This is a genomic window from Leifsonia sp. NPDC077715, from assembly GCF_040686855.1.
Lineage (GTDB): Bacteria > Actinomycetota > Actinomycetes > Actinomycetales > Microbacteriaceae > Leifsonia.
The window spans coordinates 1,025,426-1,040,306 of record NZ_JBFBOG010000002.1; the positions used below are offsets into that span (position 1 = coordinate 1,025,426).

At 69.0% G+C, this 14,881-nt stretch carries 15 protein-coding genes; 5 read left to right on the plus strand and 10 right to left on the minus strand.

Annotated features, from left to right (window positions below):
- Positions 1-21: 21 nt before the first annotated feature.
- On the plus strand, positions 22-1,542 hold the full coding sequence (gene glpK / locus AB0P25_RS11990; RefSeq protein ID WP_363807577.1) for a glycerol kinase GlpK: 1,521 nt from the start codon (positions 22-24) through the stop codon (positions 1,540-1,542).
- 51 nt (positions 1,543-1,593) lie between these two features.
- On the opposite strand, the gene AB0P25_RS11995 is transcribed toward glpK, so the two are convergent.
- From AB0P25_RS11995 to sdhC, 9 genes are all read right to left on the minus strand, one after another.
- Positions 1,594-2,319, minus strand: coding sequence for an HAD family hydrolase (locus tag AB0P25_RS11995; protein ID WP_363807578.1), 726 nt, complete (start codon positions 2,317-2,319; stop codon positions 1,594-1,596).
- The gene (locus AB0P25_RS12000; protein ID WP_363807580.1) at positions 2,316-2,903 is read right to left on the minus strand and encodes a GNAT family N-acetyltransferase; all 588 of its coding nucleotides are present in this window, start codon (positions 2,901-2,903) and stop codon (positions 2,316-2,318) included. Before AB0P25_RS12000 ends, AB0P25_RS11995 begins: the two co-directional genes overlap by 4 nt.
- Positions 2,903-3,913: a tryptophan--tRNA ligase gene (gene trpS / locus AB0P25_RS12005; protein WP_363807581.1), complete on the minus strand. Its 1,011-nt coding sequence runs from the start codon at positions 3,911-3,913 to the stop codon at positions 2,903-2,905. Before trpS ends, AB0P25_RS12000 begins: the two co-directional genes overlap by 1 nt.
- 58 nt (positions 3,914-3,971) lie before the next feature.
- The gene (locus AB0P25_RS12010; RefSeq protein ID WP_363807582.1) at positions 3,972-4,808 is read right to left on the minus strand and encodes an exodeoxyribonuclease III; all 837 of its coding nucleotides are present in this window, start codon (positions 4,806-4,808) and stop codon (positions 3,972-3,974) included.
- Between the two features lie 9 nt (positions 4,809-4,817).
- Positions 4,818-6,065, minus strand: coding sequence for a YihY/virulence factor BrkB family protein (locus AB0P25_RS12015; RefSeq protein ID WP_363807583.1), 1,248 nt, complete (start codon positions 6,063-6,065; stop codon positions 4,818-4,820).
- Positions 6,066-6,156: 91 nt separating this feature from the next.
- Positions 6,157-6,918 (minus strand): succinate dehydrogenase iron-sulfur subunit, encoded by a 762-nt coding sequence (locus tag AB0P25_RS12020; RefSeq protein WP_363807584.1) that lies wholly within the window; start codon positions 6,916-6,918, stop codon positions 6,157-6,159.
- Positions 6,918-8,720, minus strand: a complete 1,803-nt coding sequence (gene sdhA / locus AB0P25_RS12025; protein ID WP_363807587.1) for a succinate dehydrogenase flavoprotein subunit — start codon at positions 8,718-8,720, stop codon at positions 6,918-6,920. Before sdhA ends, AB0P25_RS12020 begins: the two co-directional genes overlap by 1 nt.
- A 21-nt stretch (positions 8,721-8,741) precedes the next feature.
- Positions 8,742-9,185, minus strand: a complete 444-nt coding sequence (locus tag AB0P25_RS12030) for a succinate dehydrogenase hydrophobic membrane anchor subunit (RefSeq protein ID WP_363807589.1) — start codon at positions 9,183-9,185, stop codon at positions 8,742-8,744.
- A 1-nt stretch (position 9,186) separates the two neighbouring features.
- Positions 9,187-9,603 (minus strand): succinate dehydrogenase, cytochrome b556 subunit, encoded by a 417-nt coding sequence (sdhC, locus tag AB0P25_RS12035; RefSeq protein WP_363807590.1) that lies wholly within the window; start codon positions 9,601-9,603, stop codon positions 9,187-9,189.
- Between the two features lie 162 nt (positions 9,604-9,765).
- Here sdhC and AB0P25_RS12040 point away from each other — a divergent pair, with 162 nt between their 5' ends.
- A complete protein-coding gene (locus tag AB0P25_RS12040; RefSeq protein WP_363807591.1) occupies positions 9,766-9,990 on the plus strand; it encodes a hypothetical protein in 225 nt (74 codons plus the stop codon).
- Between the two features lie 9 nt (positions 9,991-9,999).
- Here the strand turns inward: AB0P25_RS12040 and AB0P25_RS12045 are convergent, their stop codons facing one another.
- Positions 10,000-11,136: a sugar phosphate nucleotidyltransferase gene (locus AB0P25_RS12045; protein ID WP_363807592.1), complete on the minus strand. Its 1,137-nt coding sequence runs from the start codon at positions 11,134-11,136 to the stop codon at positions 10,000-10,002.
- A gap of 74 nt (positions 11,137-11,210) precedes the next feature.
- On the opposite strand from AB0P25_RS12045, the gene AB0P25_RS12050 reads away from it, so the two are divergent.
- From AB0P25_RS12050 to AB0P25_RS12060, 3 genes are all read left to right on the plus strand, one after another.
- A complete protein-coding gene (locus AB0P25_RS12050; protein WP_363807594.1) occupies positions 11,211-12,380 on the plus strand; it encodes a glycosyltransferase family 1 protein in 1,170 nt (389 codons plus the stop codon).
- Between the two features lie 66 nt (positions 12,381-12,446).
- Positions 12,447-13,580, plus strand: coding sequence for a magnesium and cobalt transport protein CorA (locus AB0P25_RS12055; protein ID WP_363807596.1), 1,134 nt, complete (start codon positions 12,447-12,449; stop codon positions 13,578-13,580).
- A gap of 180 nt (positions 13,581-13,760) precedes the next feature.
- Positions 13,761-14,840, plus strand: coding sequence for a BMP family ABC transporter substrate-binding protein (locus AB0P25_RS12060; protein WP_363807597.1), 1,080 nt, complete (start codon positions 13,761-13,763; stop codon positions 14,838-14,840).
- Positions 14,841-14,881: the final 41 nt, after the last annotated feature.

A 14,881-nucleotide genomic window follows, 5' to 3' on the forward strand; every position in this document is an offset into this window, starting at 1 on the left:
CACAGAACAAAGGAGTCACCTATGGCCGACTACGTCGTCGCCATCGACCAGGGCACCACCAGCACCCGGGCGATCATCTTCGACAAGTCCGGATCGATCGTCTCGACCGGACAGCTCGAGCACGAGCAGATCTTCCCGCGGGCCGGTTGGGTCGAGCACAACCCGATCGAGATCTGGAACAACACCCGCGAGGTCATCGGCCAGGCGCTCTCGAAGGCCGACCTGACCCGCCACGACATCGCGGCCGTGGGCATCACCAACCAGCGCGAGACCGCTGTGGTGTGGGACAAGAACACCGGAGAGCCCGTCTACAACGCCATCGTCTGGCAGGACACCCGGACGCAGCCGATCGTCGACCGCCTCGCGGCGGACGGCGGAACGGAGCGCTTCAAGCAGATTGTCGGCCTGCCGCTGGCGACGTACTTCTCTGGCACGAAGATCGTGTGGATCCTGGAGAACGTCGAGGGCGCTCGTGAGCGCGCCGAGGCGGGCGACCTGCTGTTCGGCACGACAGACACCTGGGTGCTCTGGAACCTCACCGGCGGTCCCGACGGAGGTGTGCACGCGACCGACGTCACCAACGCCTCCCGCACCCTGTTCATGGACCTGGAGACGCTGAGCTGGCGCGACGACATCCTCGAGGTGTTCGGCGTTCCGAAGTCGATGCTCCCGGAGATCAAGAGCTCGTCCGAGGTCTACGGCCAGGTCGAGTCGTCCAGCCTCCTCCGCGAGGTGCCCGTCGCGGGCATCCTGGGCGACCAGCAGGCCGCGACCTTCGGCCAGGCGGCGTTCGATCCGGGCGAGTCCAAGAACACCTACGGCACCGGCAACTTCCTCATCTTCAACACGGGTGAGGAGATCGTCCACTCCAAGAACGGCCTGCTGACGACGCTCGGCTACAAGCTGGGCGACGAGAAGCCGCACTACGCCCTGGAGGGCTCGATCGCCGTCACCGGTTCGCTGGTGCAGTGGCTGCGCGACAACCTGGGCATCATCTCGAGCGCCCCGGAGATCGAGGAGCTGGCGAAGACCGTCGACGACAACGGCGGCGCGTACTTCGTGCCGGCGTTCTCGGGCCTGTTCGCGCCGTACTGGCGGGCGGACGCGCGCGGTGCTCTCGTCGGTCTCACCCGCTACGTCAACAAGGGCCACATCGCCCGCGCCGTCCTGGAGGCCACGGCCTTCCAGACCCGCGAGGTGCTGGACGCGGTCAACGCCGACTCCGGTGTGGACCTGACGGAGCTGAAGGTCGACGGCGGCATGATCGCCAACAACCTGCTCATGCAGTTCCAGGCGGACATCATCGGCGTGCCGGTGGTGCGTCCCGTGGTCGCCGAGACCACCGCCCTCGGCGCCGCCTACGCTGCCGGTCTCGCGACGGGCTTCTGGGAGAACCTGGACGACCTGCGCAAGAACTGGCAGGAGGACCGCCGCTGGGAGCCCAAGATGGACGAGGCCGAGCGCGAGCGTCAGCTGCGCCTCTGGAAGAAGGCCGTCACGAAGACCTTCGACTGGGTCGACGCGGACACTCAGAACGACTGAGCAGTCCCACCTCGAAGCGCCGTCCGGCTCCTGCCGGGCGGCGCTTCGTCGTCACGCCAGCAGCGGGGGCAGCTCGTCGAGCGAGCGGATGATGCGCACGCCGGCGTCCACCGCGTCCCGTTCGTCGTCGGGGGAGGGGACGGCGTCGCGCCGGTTGATCCACACCCCGATCAGGCCCGCTCGGGCCGCGCCGATGGCGTCGGTGCGGAGGCGGTCGCCGACGTACGCGGCCTCCGCGGGCTCCACGCCGAAGGCGTCGCAGGCCACGCGGAAGATGCCCGCGTCGGGCTTCGGGATGCCGACCTCGCCCGAGGCGATGAGGTGATCGACCCGCGCATCCAGCCCGACCGCCTCGACCTTGCGTCGCTGGAACGCGAGGTCGCCGTTGGTGATCAGGCCGAAGCGCACGCCGGGGAGGCGCCGCTCGAGCGCATCCAGGGCGGGGAGGGCGTCGTCGTGCAGGGACCAGGCGGCGACGTAGTGCTCGAAGTAGTCGGCGAACCAGGCGCTCGCCTCCTCGTCGCTCAGCGTGACGCCGTGGCGCGCGGCGAAGTCGCGGGCGCGCGCCTGCCGCTGGCCCTCGAAATCGAGGTCGCCCGCGAGATAGGAGTGATAGTGCTCCTCCTCGAGGTCGTGCCAGATCGTCACCACCTCATCGGCCTCCAGCGCGCCGTAGGGGGCGCCGAGCGCGGCCGCGTACGCCAAGATGCCGGACTCCACCGCGGCGCGGTGCGCGAACAGGGTGTCGTCGAGGTCGAACAGGACGACGCGGATCACAGCGCCGCCTGCACGTACGTGACGTCGGGCCAGTCGCCCGCGGGCGCACGGGGGTCGTCCGGCAGGAGAGTCGCGCGCCACTCGTCGAAGCGCTGCCCGCGCTGCTCCGCACCGCCGGGCATCACGCCGTCCCAGTGGAACCCGGCGCGCCGGGCCACCGCGGCGCTGGCGGCGTTGCCCGCGAGCGCGCGCCACACCATCCGGCGCAGTCCCAGCCCGTCCGCGGCGAAGCCGTAGTCGATGACGACCCGGACGGCCTCCGACATGACGCCGAGGCCGCGGGCCTCCGGCGCCAGCCAGAACCCGATCTCACCGCGATGCTGGTGGATGTCGCCGATGCTGACCATGCCGACCAGCACCCCGCCCGTCCGGATCGCCCAGGTGCACACCCGGCCGCTCGCCCAGCCGTCGGGGACGACGCTGGTGACGAAGCCGACCGCGTGCTGACGCCGGTACGGCGCAGGCACGGTGGTCCACCGGGCGATGGCCGGATCGGCGCACAGCTCGGCGATACGGTCGATGTCGGCCTCGACCGGCGTCGACAGCACCATCCGCTCGCCGGACAGCACGACCGGCTTCGGCATCAGCGAGCCCGCCGCAGGAACCCGACGCGCTCGTAGGCCTTCGCCAGGGTGGCCTCGGCCACCTCGCTCGCTCGGTCGGCGTTCACCGCGAGGATGCGGTCGAGCTCGGCGGGGTCGGCGAGCAGGTCGAGGGCGCGCTGACGGACCGGTGCGAACTCCTCGACCACGACCTCCACGAGGCCCTTCTTGAAGTCGCCGTAGCCTTTGCCCTCGTACTCCAGCTCGACGGACTCGATGGAGCGGCCCGTCAGCGCCGAGTAAATGCTCAGCAGGTTCGAGATGCCGGGCTTGCCCTCGCGGTCGAACGCCACGACGCCGTCCGTGTCGGTGACGGCGCGCATGATCTTCTTGCGGGTCACGTCGGGCTCGTCGAGCATCCAGATGATGCCGGCGCCCGACTCCGCCGACTTCGACATCTTCGAGGTGGGGTTCTGCAGGTCGTAGATGCGGGCGCTGTCCTTGAGGATCATCGCCTGCGGCACGACGAACGTCTGGCCGAAGCGGCTGTTGAACCGCTCGGCCAGGTCGCGGGTCAGCTCGACGTGCTGCCGCTGATCGTCTCCGACCGGCACGATCTCGGTGTCGTACAGCAGGATGTCGGCGGCCATGAGCACCGGATAGGCGAACAGGCCGACCGAGGTGGCATCGGCCCCCTGCTTGGCCGACTTGTCCTTGAACTGCGTCATGCGCGACGCCTCGCCGAAGCCGGTGATGGTGTTGAGCACCCAGGCGAGCTGGGCGTGCGCGGGCACGTGCGACTGGACGTACAGGGTGGACGCCGACGGGTCGATTCCCGCGGCGATGTACTGCGCGGCCGTGCGGCGAGTCTTCTCGCGGAGCTCGGCCGGGTCCTGCTGGACGGTGATGGCGTGCAGGTCGACGACGGAGAAGAAGGCGTCGTGGGTGCCCTGCAGCTCCTTCCACTGCAGGAGCGCGCCGATGTAGTTGCCGAGGTGCAGGGAGTCGGCCGAGGGCTGCATGCCCGAGTAGAGGCGGGGACGAGGATTCATGGTTCTGCTTTCGAAGTCGTGAGGAGGTGGAAGCGGAGGGCCGGCGCTGCTCGACGCGTCAGAGCGCGTAGTCGACGACCACAGGCGTGTGGTCGGACCATCGCTCGTCGTATGCGGCCGCGCGGTCCACCGCGACGTCCTGCACCCGGGCGGCCAGCGCCGGGGTGGCGAGCTGGTAGTCGATCCGCCAGCCCGAGTCGTTGTCGAACGCCTTGCCGCGCCACGACCACCACGTGTAAGGCCCCTCGACCTCTCCCGCGTGACGGCGGACGACATCCACCCAGCCGAGCCCGGCGCCGGCGTTGTACGCCTCGTCTCCCTCCGCTCCCAGGATGCGGTCGAAGTACGCGCGCTCCTCCGGCAGGAAGCCGGCGCGCTTGACGTTGCCCTTCCAGTTGCGGATGTCGAGCGTGCGGTGCCCGACGTTGAGGTCGCCCATCACCACGGCCAGCTCGTTGTGCTTCTGCAGCGCGGGCAGTCGCGCCTCCATCGCGTCGAGGAAGCGGTACTTCTCGACCTGCTTGTCGGTGCCGGCCTCGCCCGAGTGGACGTACGCGCTCACCACCGTGACGACGGTCCCGTCGACCTCGTAGTCGGCCTCGAGCCACCGGCCCGCGCTGTCGAAATCGGTCGGGCCCAGCTCCACGCGGTGGATGGCCGCGCGGTGGCGGCTCGCGATCGCGACCCCCGCACGGCCCTTCGCCGTCGCCGGGTCGTGGACGATGTCCCACTCGTCTCCGAGCAGCCCCTGCACGTCCTCCGTGGAGGCGCGCACCTCCTGGATCGCCAGGATGTCGACGTCGCGCCCGTCGAGCCAGGACCCCATGCCCTTGCGGAAGGCGGCGCGGATGCCGTTGGCGTTGATCGTCGCGATGCGCAGGCGGTTCGAGGGCATGCCCCCAGCCTACCGGCGGGCGCCGACAGCGGTCTCGGCCGCCGGGGCGGCGTCGAGCAGGTCGTTGAGACGCGCCTCCGCCTTCTCGACACGCCGCTGCGCGGGGAACCGCGCGAACCAGCGCGCGTGCGACAACTCGTCCCGCGCATCCGTCAGCTCGGCCTTCGCGACGAGGACGCGGGCCTCATGCTCGGCCGCCGCCTGCTCCGCCTCGCGCTGCTCTGCGGTCATCAGCCGCGGCGACAGGCCGCTGTCGAACATCCCGACCGCGATCCAGGAGGCGGACAACAGGATGATCTTCGAGATCAGGTTGAACCAGAGCAGGAGGCCGATGAAGACGGTGAAGGTCGCGAGCAGCGGGTTGTTCGACGTGTAACCCAGCAGCCAGCCGCCCAGCGCGCTGAGCCCCGCCAGCAACGCCGCGCCGAGGAACGCCCCGAAGCCGAGGTTCCGCCAGGGGATGAACACGCGCGACATCACCCGGAACATCGCGCCCAGCGTGACCACGTTCAGTGCCACTGAGACGAGCAACCCCGAGAACCGGTAGGCGGCGTTCGTCCAGAACGAGTCCGTGCTGAGGCCCGCCCAGTCGAGCAGCAGGGTGAGCGCCTGCGTGCTCAGGATGCTGAGCAGCGCCGACAGCACGAACAGGACACCGAAGACCAGGGCCAGGCCGAAGTCGCGGATCTTCTGCAGCACGTAGTTCGTCGTGTCCCGCGAGAGGCCGAACACGGCCCGGACCGCCTGCCGCGTGTAGTACAGCCAGCCGATGGCGGTCCAGATCAGGCCGACGGCGGCGATGACGCCCGACCAGCCGAAGGACGTCGCGGCCTCCAGCTGGTCCTGCGAGATGATCCCCTCCTGGGATCCGCTCGAGATGAGACCGGGCACGGCGCGGTTCACGAGCGCGACCATCGCCTCGAACAGCCGCTCGTCGCTGCCCAGCCAGACGCTGAAGACCGAGAAACCCAGCCAGACCGCAGCGAAGACGGCGAACAGCGACTGGTAGCCCATCCCTGCGGCGCGGAGGTTGCCGTCCGAGTGCGAGTAGTTGATGTAGACGCGGTACGGCCGCAGGCGCTCGACCCACTTCGCCCAGCCGGAGACGCGGGCCACCGGCTTCTGCAGCCGCTTCCGCAGCGGGTCGGCCCGCTCGATCAGTCGCTCCTTCAGCGTGTGCTCGGGAGGCACATCCCCTTCGGCGCGTTGGAGCTCGGGGTCGGGCACCACCGGGGCGGGTCTGGACTTCTTGGCCACGCCGTCAGGATAGCGACGCGACACGCGCGCGGATACGACGCGAGCCCGGGCGCTCAGTGCGCCCGGGCTCGGGGTCGATCGGCGGATCCGCTCAGCGGCGTCCGCGCATGATCGCCTGCTTGACCTCGGCGATCGCCTGCGTCACCTGGATGCCGCGCGGGCACGCGTCGGTGCAGTTGAAGGTCGTGCGGCAGCGCCACACGCCCTCCTTGTCGTTGAGGATGTCCAGGCGCACCTGCGAGTTGTCGTCGCGCGAGTCGAAGATGAACCGGTGCGCGTTGACGATCGCCGCCGGGCCGAAGTACTGGCCGTCGGTCCAGAACACCGGGCAGGACGACGTGCACGCGGCGCAGAGGATGCACTTGGTGGTGTCGTCGAAGCGAGCGCGGTCGGCCACCGACTGGACGCGCTCCTTGCCCTTCTCGGGCTTGGAGTTGGCGACGAGGAAGGGCTGCACCTCGCGGTACGACTCGAAGAAGGGCTCCATGTCGACGATGAGGTCCTTCTCGAGCGGCAGGCCCTTGATCGCCTCGACGTAGATCGGCTTCGAGATGTCGAGGTCCTTGATCAGCGTCTTGCAGGCGAGGCGGTTGCGGCCGTTGATGCGCATCGCGTCCGAGCCGCAGATGCCGTGGGCGCACGAGCGGCGGAAGGTCAGCGAGCCGTCCTGCTCCCACTTGATCTTGTGCAGCGCGTCCAGGATGCGGTCGGTCGGGTAGAGCTCGACGTCGAAGTCCTGCCAGCGCGGCTCCGAGTCCACATCCGGGTCGAAGCGGCGGATGATCAGGGTCACGGTGAACGACTCGACCGGCGCCTCGGGGGCCGGGGGAGTCTCGAGCACGGCGTTCGACATCAGTACTTCCTCTCCATCGGCTGGTAGCGGGTCACGACGACGGGCTTCCAGTCGAGCGTGATGTGGTCTGCCGCGTCCGACGAGTGCGGGTCGCCGGTGAGGTAGGCCATGGTGTGCTTCATGTAGTTCTCGTCGTCGCGCTTCGGGAAGTCGTCGCGCATGTGGCCGCCGCGGGACTCCTTGCGGTTGCGCGCGGAGTAGACGACGACCTCGGCGAGGTCGAGCAGGAAGCCGAGCTCGACGGCCTCCAGCAGGTCCGTGTTGTAGCGCTTGCCCTTGTCCTGCACCTGCACGTTGCGGTAGCGGTCGCGCAGCTGGTGGATGGTCTCGGTGACCTGCGCCAGGGACTCGTCGGTGCGGAACACCTGCGCGTTCCGGTCCATCTCGTCCTGCAGCTCCTTGCGGATCGCCGCGATGCGCTCGGTGCCGGTGGAGCCGCGCAGCTCGTCGATCATGCCGCGGACGCCGGCGGCCGGGTTCTCGGGCAGCGGGACGAACTCCGCGGTCTTGACGTACTCGACGGCGTTGTTGCCCGCGCGCTTGCCGAACACGTTGATGTCGAGCAGCGAGTTGGTGCCGAGGCGGTTGGAGCCGTGCACCGAGACGCACGCGCACTCGCCGGCGGCGTAGAGGCCGGGGACGACGGTGGTGTTGTCGCGCAGCACCTCGGCGGCCGTGTTGGTCGGGATGCCGCCCATCGCGTAGTGCGCGGTCGGCATGACCGGGACGGGCTCGACGACCGGGTCGACACCCAGGTAGGTGCGGGCGAACTCGGTGATGTCCGGCAGCTTGGTCTCCAGCACCTCGGCGCCCAGGTGGGTGCAGTCGAGGAGCACGTAGTCCTTGTGCGGGCCGGCGCCGCGTCCCTCCGCGACCTCCTGGACCATGCAGCGGGCGACGATGTCGCGGGGTGCGAGGTCCTTGATCGTGGGGGCGTAGCGCTCCATGAACCGCTCGCCGGACGCGTTGCGGAGGATCGCGCCCTCACCGCGTGCGCCCTCGGTGAGGAGGATGCCGAGGCCGGCCAGACCGGTGGGGTGGAACTGGAAGAACTCCATGTCCTCCAGCGGCAGGCCCTTGCGCCAGATGATGCCGACGCCGTCGCCCGTGAGGGTGTGCGCGTTGGAGGTGGTCTTGAAGATCTTGCCGAAGCCGCCGGTCGCGAAGATGATCGCCTTCGAGTGGAAGACGTGCAGCTCGCCGGTGGACAGCTCGTACGCGACGACGCCGGCGGGCTGGGGGACCCCGTCCACCTCGTTCATGATCACGTCGAGCACATAGAACTCGTTGAAGAAGTTGATGCCGAGCTTGACGCAGTTCTGGAACAGCGTCTGCAGGATCATGTGGCCGGTGCGGTCGGCCGCGTAGCAGGCCCGGCGCACCGGCGCCTTTCCGTGGTCGCGGGTGTGACCGCCGAAGCGGCGCTGGTCGATCTTGCCCTCGGGCGTGCGGTTGAACGGCAGGCCCATGTTCTCGAGGTCGATGACCGCGTCGATGGCCTCCTTGGCCAGGATCTCGGCCGCGTCCTGGTCGACGAGGTAGTCGCCGCCCTTGACGGTGTCGAACGTGTGCCACTCCCAGCTGTCCTCTTCGACGTTGGCGAGCGCCGCGGCCATGCCGCCCTGCGCCGCGCCCGTGTGGGAGCGGGTGGGGTAGAGCTTCGAGATCACGGCCGTGCGGGCGTGCGGGCCCGCTTCGATCGCCGCGCGCATCCCGGCGCCGCCGGCGCCGACGATGACGATGTCGAACTCGTGGTAGTGGACGCCGTCGATGACGGTCGATTCAGTAGCTTCCGTTGTCACAGGTCTTCCGTTGTCGAAGGATCAGCGTGCCGGGCAGAAGGACGGCAGGTCGGACGCCGCAGCGCCCGCGGGGCAGGGGTCGAACGTGAAGATCACGAGCGTGCCCAGCACCAGCAGCACGACGACCGCGGCGAGGATGGCCCACTTCAGCACGCGGTTGACGATCCGGTTGTAGGCGTAGTCGTTGACGAGGGTGCGCATCCCGTTGCCGCCGTGGATCAGTGCGAGCCACAGCATCAGGAGGTCCCAGACCTGCCAGAACGGGGTGGCGTACTTGCCCGCCACGAACGCGAAGTCGATCTGCTTGACGCCGTCGCCGAGGACGAGGTTGATGAGCAGGTGGCCGAAGATGAGGATCACGAGCAGCAGCCCGGAGAACCGCATGTAGATCCAGCCCCACTTCTCCCAGTTCTTGCCCCGGGAGGTGCGGGCGGCGGGGGTGCGCGGCGCTTCGATGGTCGTCACGTCAGTTCACCTCCGAGAAGATGTGCACGAGCTGCACGGGCACGAAGCCGGCCATGAGGATGACCCAGAGGGCGATAACGATCCAGAACATGGCCTTCTGGTACTTGACGCCCTTGCTCCAGAAGTCGATCAGGATGATGCGCAGGCCGTTGAAGGCGTGGAACACGATGGCCGCGACGAGGGCGATCTCGCCGAGCCCCATGATCGGGTTCTTGTAGGTGCCGATCACCGCGTTGTAGGCCTCGGGGCTCACGCGGATGAGCGACGTGTCCAGGATGTGGACCAGAAGGAAGAAGAAGATGGCGACGCCGGTGATGCGGTGGAGGACCCACGACCACATCCCCTCGCGGCCTCGGTACAGAGTGCCGCCGGGCCGGGTCTTGGCCGGCTGCAGCGTCCCTGTCGTCTGAGTGGACACGGGACAACCCTCCCTGGTTGCGGATCGCTTCATGGGCGCATCGAGCGCACGGCAAGTCTATGCCGCGACCGTCCCGGTCGCCTCTTAGGGTGCCCTCAGTTATCTCGATGTCGAGATAACCCGCTCTCGACGGAGTCCCGCCCGCGGCGTACCGTCCACGGCATGACGCAGGACGAACCGATCATGCACGGCAGCACCGATGCGACCGACGAGTCGAAGGTCGCGGGCATCGTGGAGCAGGTGCGCGCCGACGCGCAGCTGCGACCCCAGGAGGACGCCGAGCGCCTGCTGCGCCAGCGTTTCGACGAGGCGGGGCTCCAGGTCCCGGACGAGGAGATCTCGCGGCACGTCCAGGACATCCAGAACGGGCCGTCGGTCGTCGACTGACGCCCCCGGCTAGAGGACGTCCGTCGACCCGGTGATCTTCAGCGCGTCCACCACCGACTTCACCCGCTGCGCGTTCTCGCTCGTGGTGACCAGCAGCGCATCCGGGGTGTCCACCACGACGATGTCCTTCACGCCGATGAGACTGATGACCCGCTTGCTCTGGCTGACGACGATGCCGCTGGACGCGTCCGCGAGCACCCGGGCGTTCTCGCCGAGGATGGCGAGGTCCGACTTGCGTCCGCCCGAGTTCAGCTTGGCGAGCGAGGCGAAGTCGCCCACGTCGTCCCAGTCGAAGTAGCCGGGGATGACCGCCAGGCGACCGGCCGCCGCGGCGGGCTCCGCGACGGTGTAGTCGATCGCGATCTTCTCGAGCTCCGGCCAGATCCGGTCGACGGCCGGGCCGCGGGTCGCCGGGTCGTCCCAGGCCTCTGCGAGTTCGAGCAGCCCCTCGAGGAGGCGCGGCTTGTTGCGGCCGATCTCCTCGAGCAGGCGGTCGGCGCGGGCGATGAACATGCTCGCGTTCCAGAGATAGTCGCCGCTCTCGAGGTAGCGCTCTGCGGTCTCGAGGTCCGGCTTCTCCTTGAACGAGCCCACGGTCAGTGCGCTCGGGGCGCCCTCGACCTCGAGCCGGTCGCCGTAGTGGATGTAGCCGAACCCGACCGCGGGCTCGGTCGGGCGGATGCCGACCGTCGTGATGTAGCCCGCCTCCGCCGCCGCGACGGCCTCCCGGACCGCCGCCTGGAAGAGAGGCAGGTTGTGGATGACATGGTCGGCGGCGAAGGAGCCGATGATCACGCCGGGCTCCCGCCGCTCCAGGATGGCCGCGGCCAGGCCGATCGCGGCCGTGGAGTCCCGCGGCTCGGACTCGAGGACGACGTTCGGGTCGGCCAGCGCGGGCAGCTGCTGCTCGACCGCGGCACGGTGCGCGCGGCCGGTGACCACCATGATCCGCTGCTCGCCGGACAGCGGGACTAGGCGGTCCCAGGTGTCGCGCAGCAGCGTCTGGCCGGAGCCGGTGAGGTCGTGGAGGAACTTCGGGGCGTCCGCCCGCGACAGCGGCCACAGCCGCGACCCGATGCCTCCCGCGGGGATCACGCTGTAGAAGCGCTCGATAGGCGGGCCCTGGGTGATCCTGCGCGGCGTCATGCCGAAAGAATACCGAGCGGTTCCGGACACCGGCCGTTCACGGCCGCGACACCGGCCGCTCCTAGCGTCGAGTCATGCGGGTCGCGGTCGTCAGCGAGAGCTTCCTCCCCACGGTCAACGGGGTCACGACGAGCGTGCTGCGGGTGCTGGACCACCTCGCTGCCGAGGGCCACGAGGCGATCGTGATCTGCCCGGACGCGGGGGCGCCGGCGGAGTACGCGGGGTTCCGCATCCATCAGGTGCCGTCGATCGCGTACCGGCAGTTCCCGGTCGGCCTGCCGAGCCCGCAGGTGCAGCGCATCCTGTCCGGTTTCGGTCCGGATGTCCTCCACGCGGCCTCTCCCTTCTTCCTCGGCGCGCAGGCCATCGCCGCCGCCAACCGGCTCGGGGTGCCGTCCGTCGCGATCTACCAGACCGACGTCGCGGGCTTCGCCCGGCGCAACGGTCTCGGCATGACGTCCGCCATCGCGTGGAAGTACGTGCGCTGGGTGCACGAGGGCGCCGACCTGACGCTCGCGCCGTCGGCCGCGAGCGAGTACGACCTCCGCACCGCGGGGGTCAGCCGCCTGGGTCGCTGGGGTCGGGGCGTCGACCTGGAGCGGTACCACCCCAATAAGAGGAGAACGGCGTCGGCCATCGCGCTCCGCGAGCGACTGTCCCCGGACGGGGAGACCGTCGTCGGCTACGTCGGCCGCATCGCGCCGGAGAAGCAGGTGGAGCGGCTGCGGACGCTGCGCGGCGTCGGTGGCGTCTCGGTCGCGATCGTGGGAGACGGTCCCGCGCGGGAGGCGGTCGCCCGCGAACTGCGCGGGGTGAACGTCCACTGGCTGGGCCGGCTCGGCGGGGACGACCTCGCCGCCGCCTACGCCGCCTTCGATCTGTTCGTGCACACCGGCTCCGAGGAGACCTTCGGCCAGACGGTGCAGGAGGCGCACGCTTCCGGGCTCCCCGTCGTCGCCCCGCGCGCCGGCGGACCGATCGACCTCGTCGAGCACGGTGTCGACGGTCTGCTCTACCGGCCGTCCGACGATCGGGCCCTGCGCGCGGCGGTCTCGATGCTCGTGCAGGACGGGGCCCTGCGGCGGCGGATGGGGGAGGCCGGCCGCCGAGCGGTGCTCGGCCGCAGCTGGGATGTCGTGTGCCGCGAACTCACCGGCCACTACGAGCACGTCATCGTGGACGCGGTCGCCGCGGCCGCCGCGAGCGGCGTACAGCCTTCCACGGGGTCGCGAGCGTACAGTTAGGTGGCCCATCCGGGCCGTCCACCGTCGTTTGCGACGTCCGCTCCTGGAGCACCCTGGAGGTGACCGATGGCCAACCAGAATCGACGCGGCATCCCGATGCCCTTCGTGACGCGCACCCGCCGGGTCGAGCCTCCGTCTCCGCGGGTCGTGCAGCAGCCGCAGGAGGCGGCGCCCGGGCGCCGCAGCATGGTCGACAGCGCGATCTACGCGAACGGCGTGCGCGTCGCGTCCCCGACGACGCTGGCCGAGACGTACGCCGCGCTCGACCGGACGCCGGGCGGCGTCGCGTGGATCGGCCTCTACCGGCCCACCGAGCAGGAGCTCATGTCGCTGTCGGAGGAGTTCGAGCTCCACCCGCTGGCGATCGAGGACGCGATCGTCGCCCACCAGCGCCCGAAGCTGGAGCGGTACGACACCGTCCTCTTCGTCGTGCTCAAGGCGGCCAACTACCTGGACGTGCCCGAGGAGGTCGACTTCGGCGAGCTGCACCTCTTCGTCGGCCCGAACTTCGTCATCACCGTCCGACACAGCGAGTCGCCCGACCTCTCCCACGTCCGGCAGCGGATGGAGGGCGAGCCCGAACTGCTCGCGCTCGGCCCGCAGGCCATCCTCTACGCGATCATCGACGCGGTCGTGGATGCGTACAGCCCGGTCGTCGCCGGTCTCGCCAACGACATCGACGAGATCGAGACGCAGGTGTTCGGCGGGGACGCGCTGGTCTCCCGCCGTATCTACGAGCTGTCGCGCGAGGTGATCGACTTCCAGCGGGCGACGCATCCGCTCTCCGCGGTGATGCTCGCGCTCGAGCGCGGCTCGGCCAAGTACGGCGTGACCCAGGAGCTGGAGAGGCGCCTGCGCGACGTCGCCGACCACCTCACGCAGGTGAACGAGCGCGTCGACGGATTCCGCTACCTGCTGCGCGACATCCTCACGGTGAACTCCACGCTCGTCTCCGAACGCCAGAACGAGGAGATGACGCGTCTGGCACACTCCAGCAACCGGCAGGGCGAAGAGGTCAAGAAGATCTCGTCGTGGGCGGCCATCCTGTTCGCGCCGACCCTGATCGCCGGCATCTACGGGATGAACTTCACCCACATGCCCGAATTGGAGTGGCCCCTCGGCTACCCGCTGGCGGTGCTCGCGATGGTCGGGCTGAGCGGCCTGCTGTACGGGATCTTCAAGAAGCGCGGCTGGCTCTGACCGACCCTCCCCGAACGGGTGACAGCGTGCTCGAATGAGCGCGTGCCAATCGCGTGAGCGTTTGTAACGCTTGCATGAAGAAGCCGGATTTTCGAACGGAGCGGTTCGTCACATTCGGTAACGTGAACCGCACAAGCCTGCGAGCACCCGCACAGGCTTACGCATCTTGGAGGAACAACCTTGTCAATCACAGCCCGAAAGGCCGGTCTCCTCGGCCTCGCGGCGGTCGGCGTCATGTCGCTGCTCGCCGCCTGCTCGGCTGCTCCGTCGGACAACTCGACCGGTGCCGCGAAGAGCGACTTCCTGCCCTGCATGGTCTCCGACTCCGGTGGATTCGACGACCACTCGTTCAACCAGCTCGGCTACGAGGGTCTGCAGCAGGCCGCGAAGTCGCTCAACGTCACGCCGAAGTCGGCCGAGTCGAAGAGCGAGAACGACTTCGCCCCGAACATCCAGAGCATGGTCGACGCGAACTGCAACCTCGTCGTCACCGTCGGCTTCCTGCTCAAGGACGCCACCGAGAAGGCCGCGAAGGCCAACCCGGACGTGAACTTCGCGATCATCGACGACAACGAGATCCAGGCGAAGAACGTCAAGCCGATCATCTTCGACACCGCGCAGGCCGCGTTCCTGGCCGGCTACGCGGCCGCCAGCTACTCGAAGACCGGCATCGTCGGCACCTTCGGCGGCATGCAGATCCCGACCGTCACCATCTTCATGGACGGCTTCGCCGACGGCGTGAAGTACTTCAACGACCAGAAGGGCAAGTCGGTCAAGGTCGTCGGCTGGGACGTCGACAAGCAGAACGGCTCCTTCACCGGTGGCTTCGACGCCAACGAGACCGCGAAGAACACGGCTCAGGGCATCATCGACCAGAACGCCGACGTCATCATGCCGGTCGGCGGCCCGATCTACCAGTCGGCCGCGCAGGCGATCAAGGACTCCGGCAAGCCGATCGCGATGATCGGTGTCGACGCCGACGTCTACGAGTCCGACCCGACCGTGAAGGACCTGCTCCTCACCTCGGTCATGAAGGGCATGAAGCCGGCGACCAACGACGTCGTCACCCAGGCTGCCAAGGGCAAGTTCGACAGCACCCCGTACGTGGGCACGCTGAAGAACGACGGTGTCGGCATCGCGCCGTTCCACGACTTCGAGTCCAAGGTCGACTCGGGTCTGCAGGGTGAGCTCGACAAGATCAAGGCCGGCATCATCGACGGCTCGATCAAGGTCACCTCGCCTTCGTCGCCGAAGCAGTAATCAGCGACAGAACGCTCGACGGGGAGGTCAGCCACGGCTGG

Bases quoted from the DNA above. Each gene is read 5' to 3' on its own strand.
- AB0P25_RS12010 (WP_363807582.1), bottom strand. From the start codon at position 4,808: ATGCCCTCGAACCGCCTGCGCATCGCGACGATCAACGCCAACGGCATC.
- AB0P25_RS12055 (WP_363807596.1), top strand. From the start codon at position 12,447: ATGGCCAACCAGAATCGACGCGGCATCCCGATGCCCTTCGTGACGCGC.
- AB0P25_RS12050 (WP_363807594.1), top strand. From the start codon at position 11,211: ATGCGGGTCGCGGTCGTCAGCGAGAGCTTCCTCCCCACGGTCAACGGG.
- AB0P25_RS12000 (WP_363807580.1), bottom strand. From the start codon at position 2,903: ATGCCGAAGCCGGTCGTGCTGTCCGGCGAGCGGATGGTGCTGTCGACG.
- AB0P25_RS12020 (WP_363807584.1), bottom strand. From the start codon at position 6,918: ATGTCGAACGCCGTGCTCGAGACTCCCCCGGCCCCCGAGGCGCCGGTC.
- trpS (WP_363807581.1), bottom strand. From the start codon at position 3,913: ATGAATCCTCGTCCCCGCCTCTACTCGGGCATGCAGCCCTCGGCCGAC.
- AB0P25_RS12045 (WP_363807592.1), bottom strand. From the start codon at position 11,136: ATGACGCCGCGCAGGATCACCCAGGGCCCGCCTATCGAGCGCTTCTAC.
- AB0P25_RS12040 (WP_363807591.1), top strand. From the start codon at position 9,766: ATGACGCAGGACGAACCGATCATGCACGGCAGCACCGATGCGACCGAC.
- glpK (WP_363807577.1), top strand. From the start codon at position 22: ATGGCCGACTACGTCGTCGCCATCGACCAGGGCACCACCAGCACCCGG.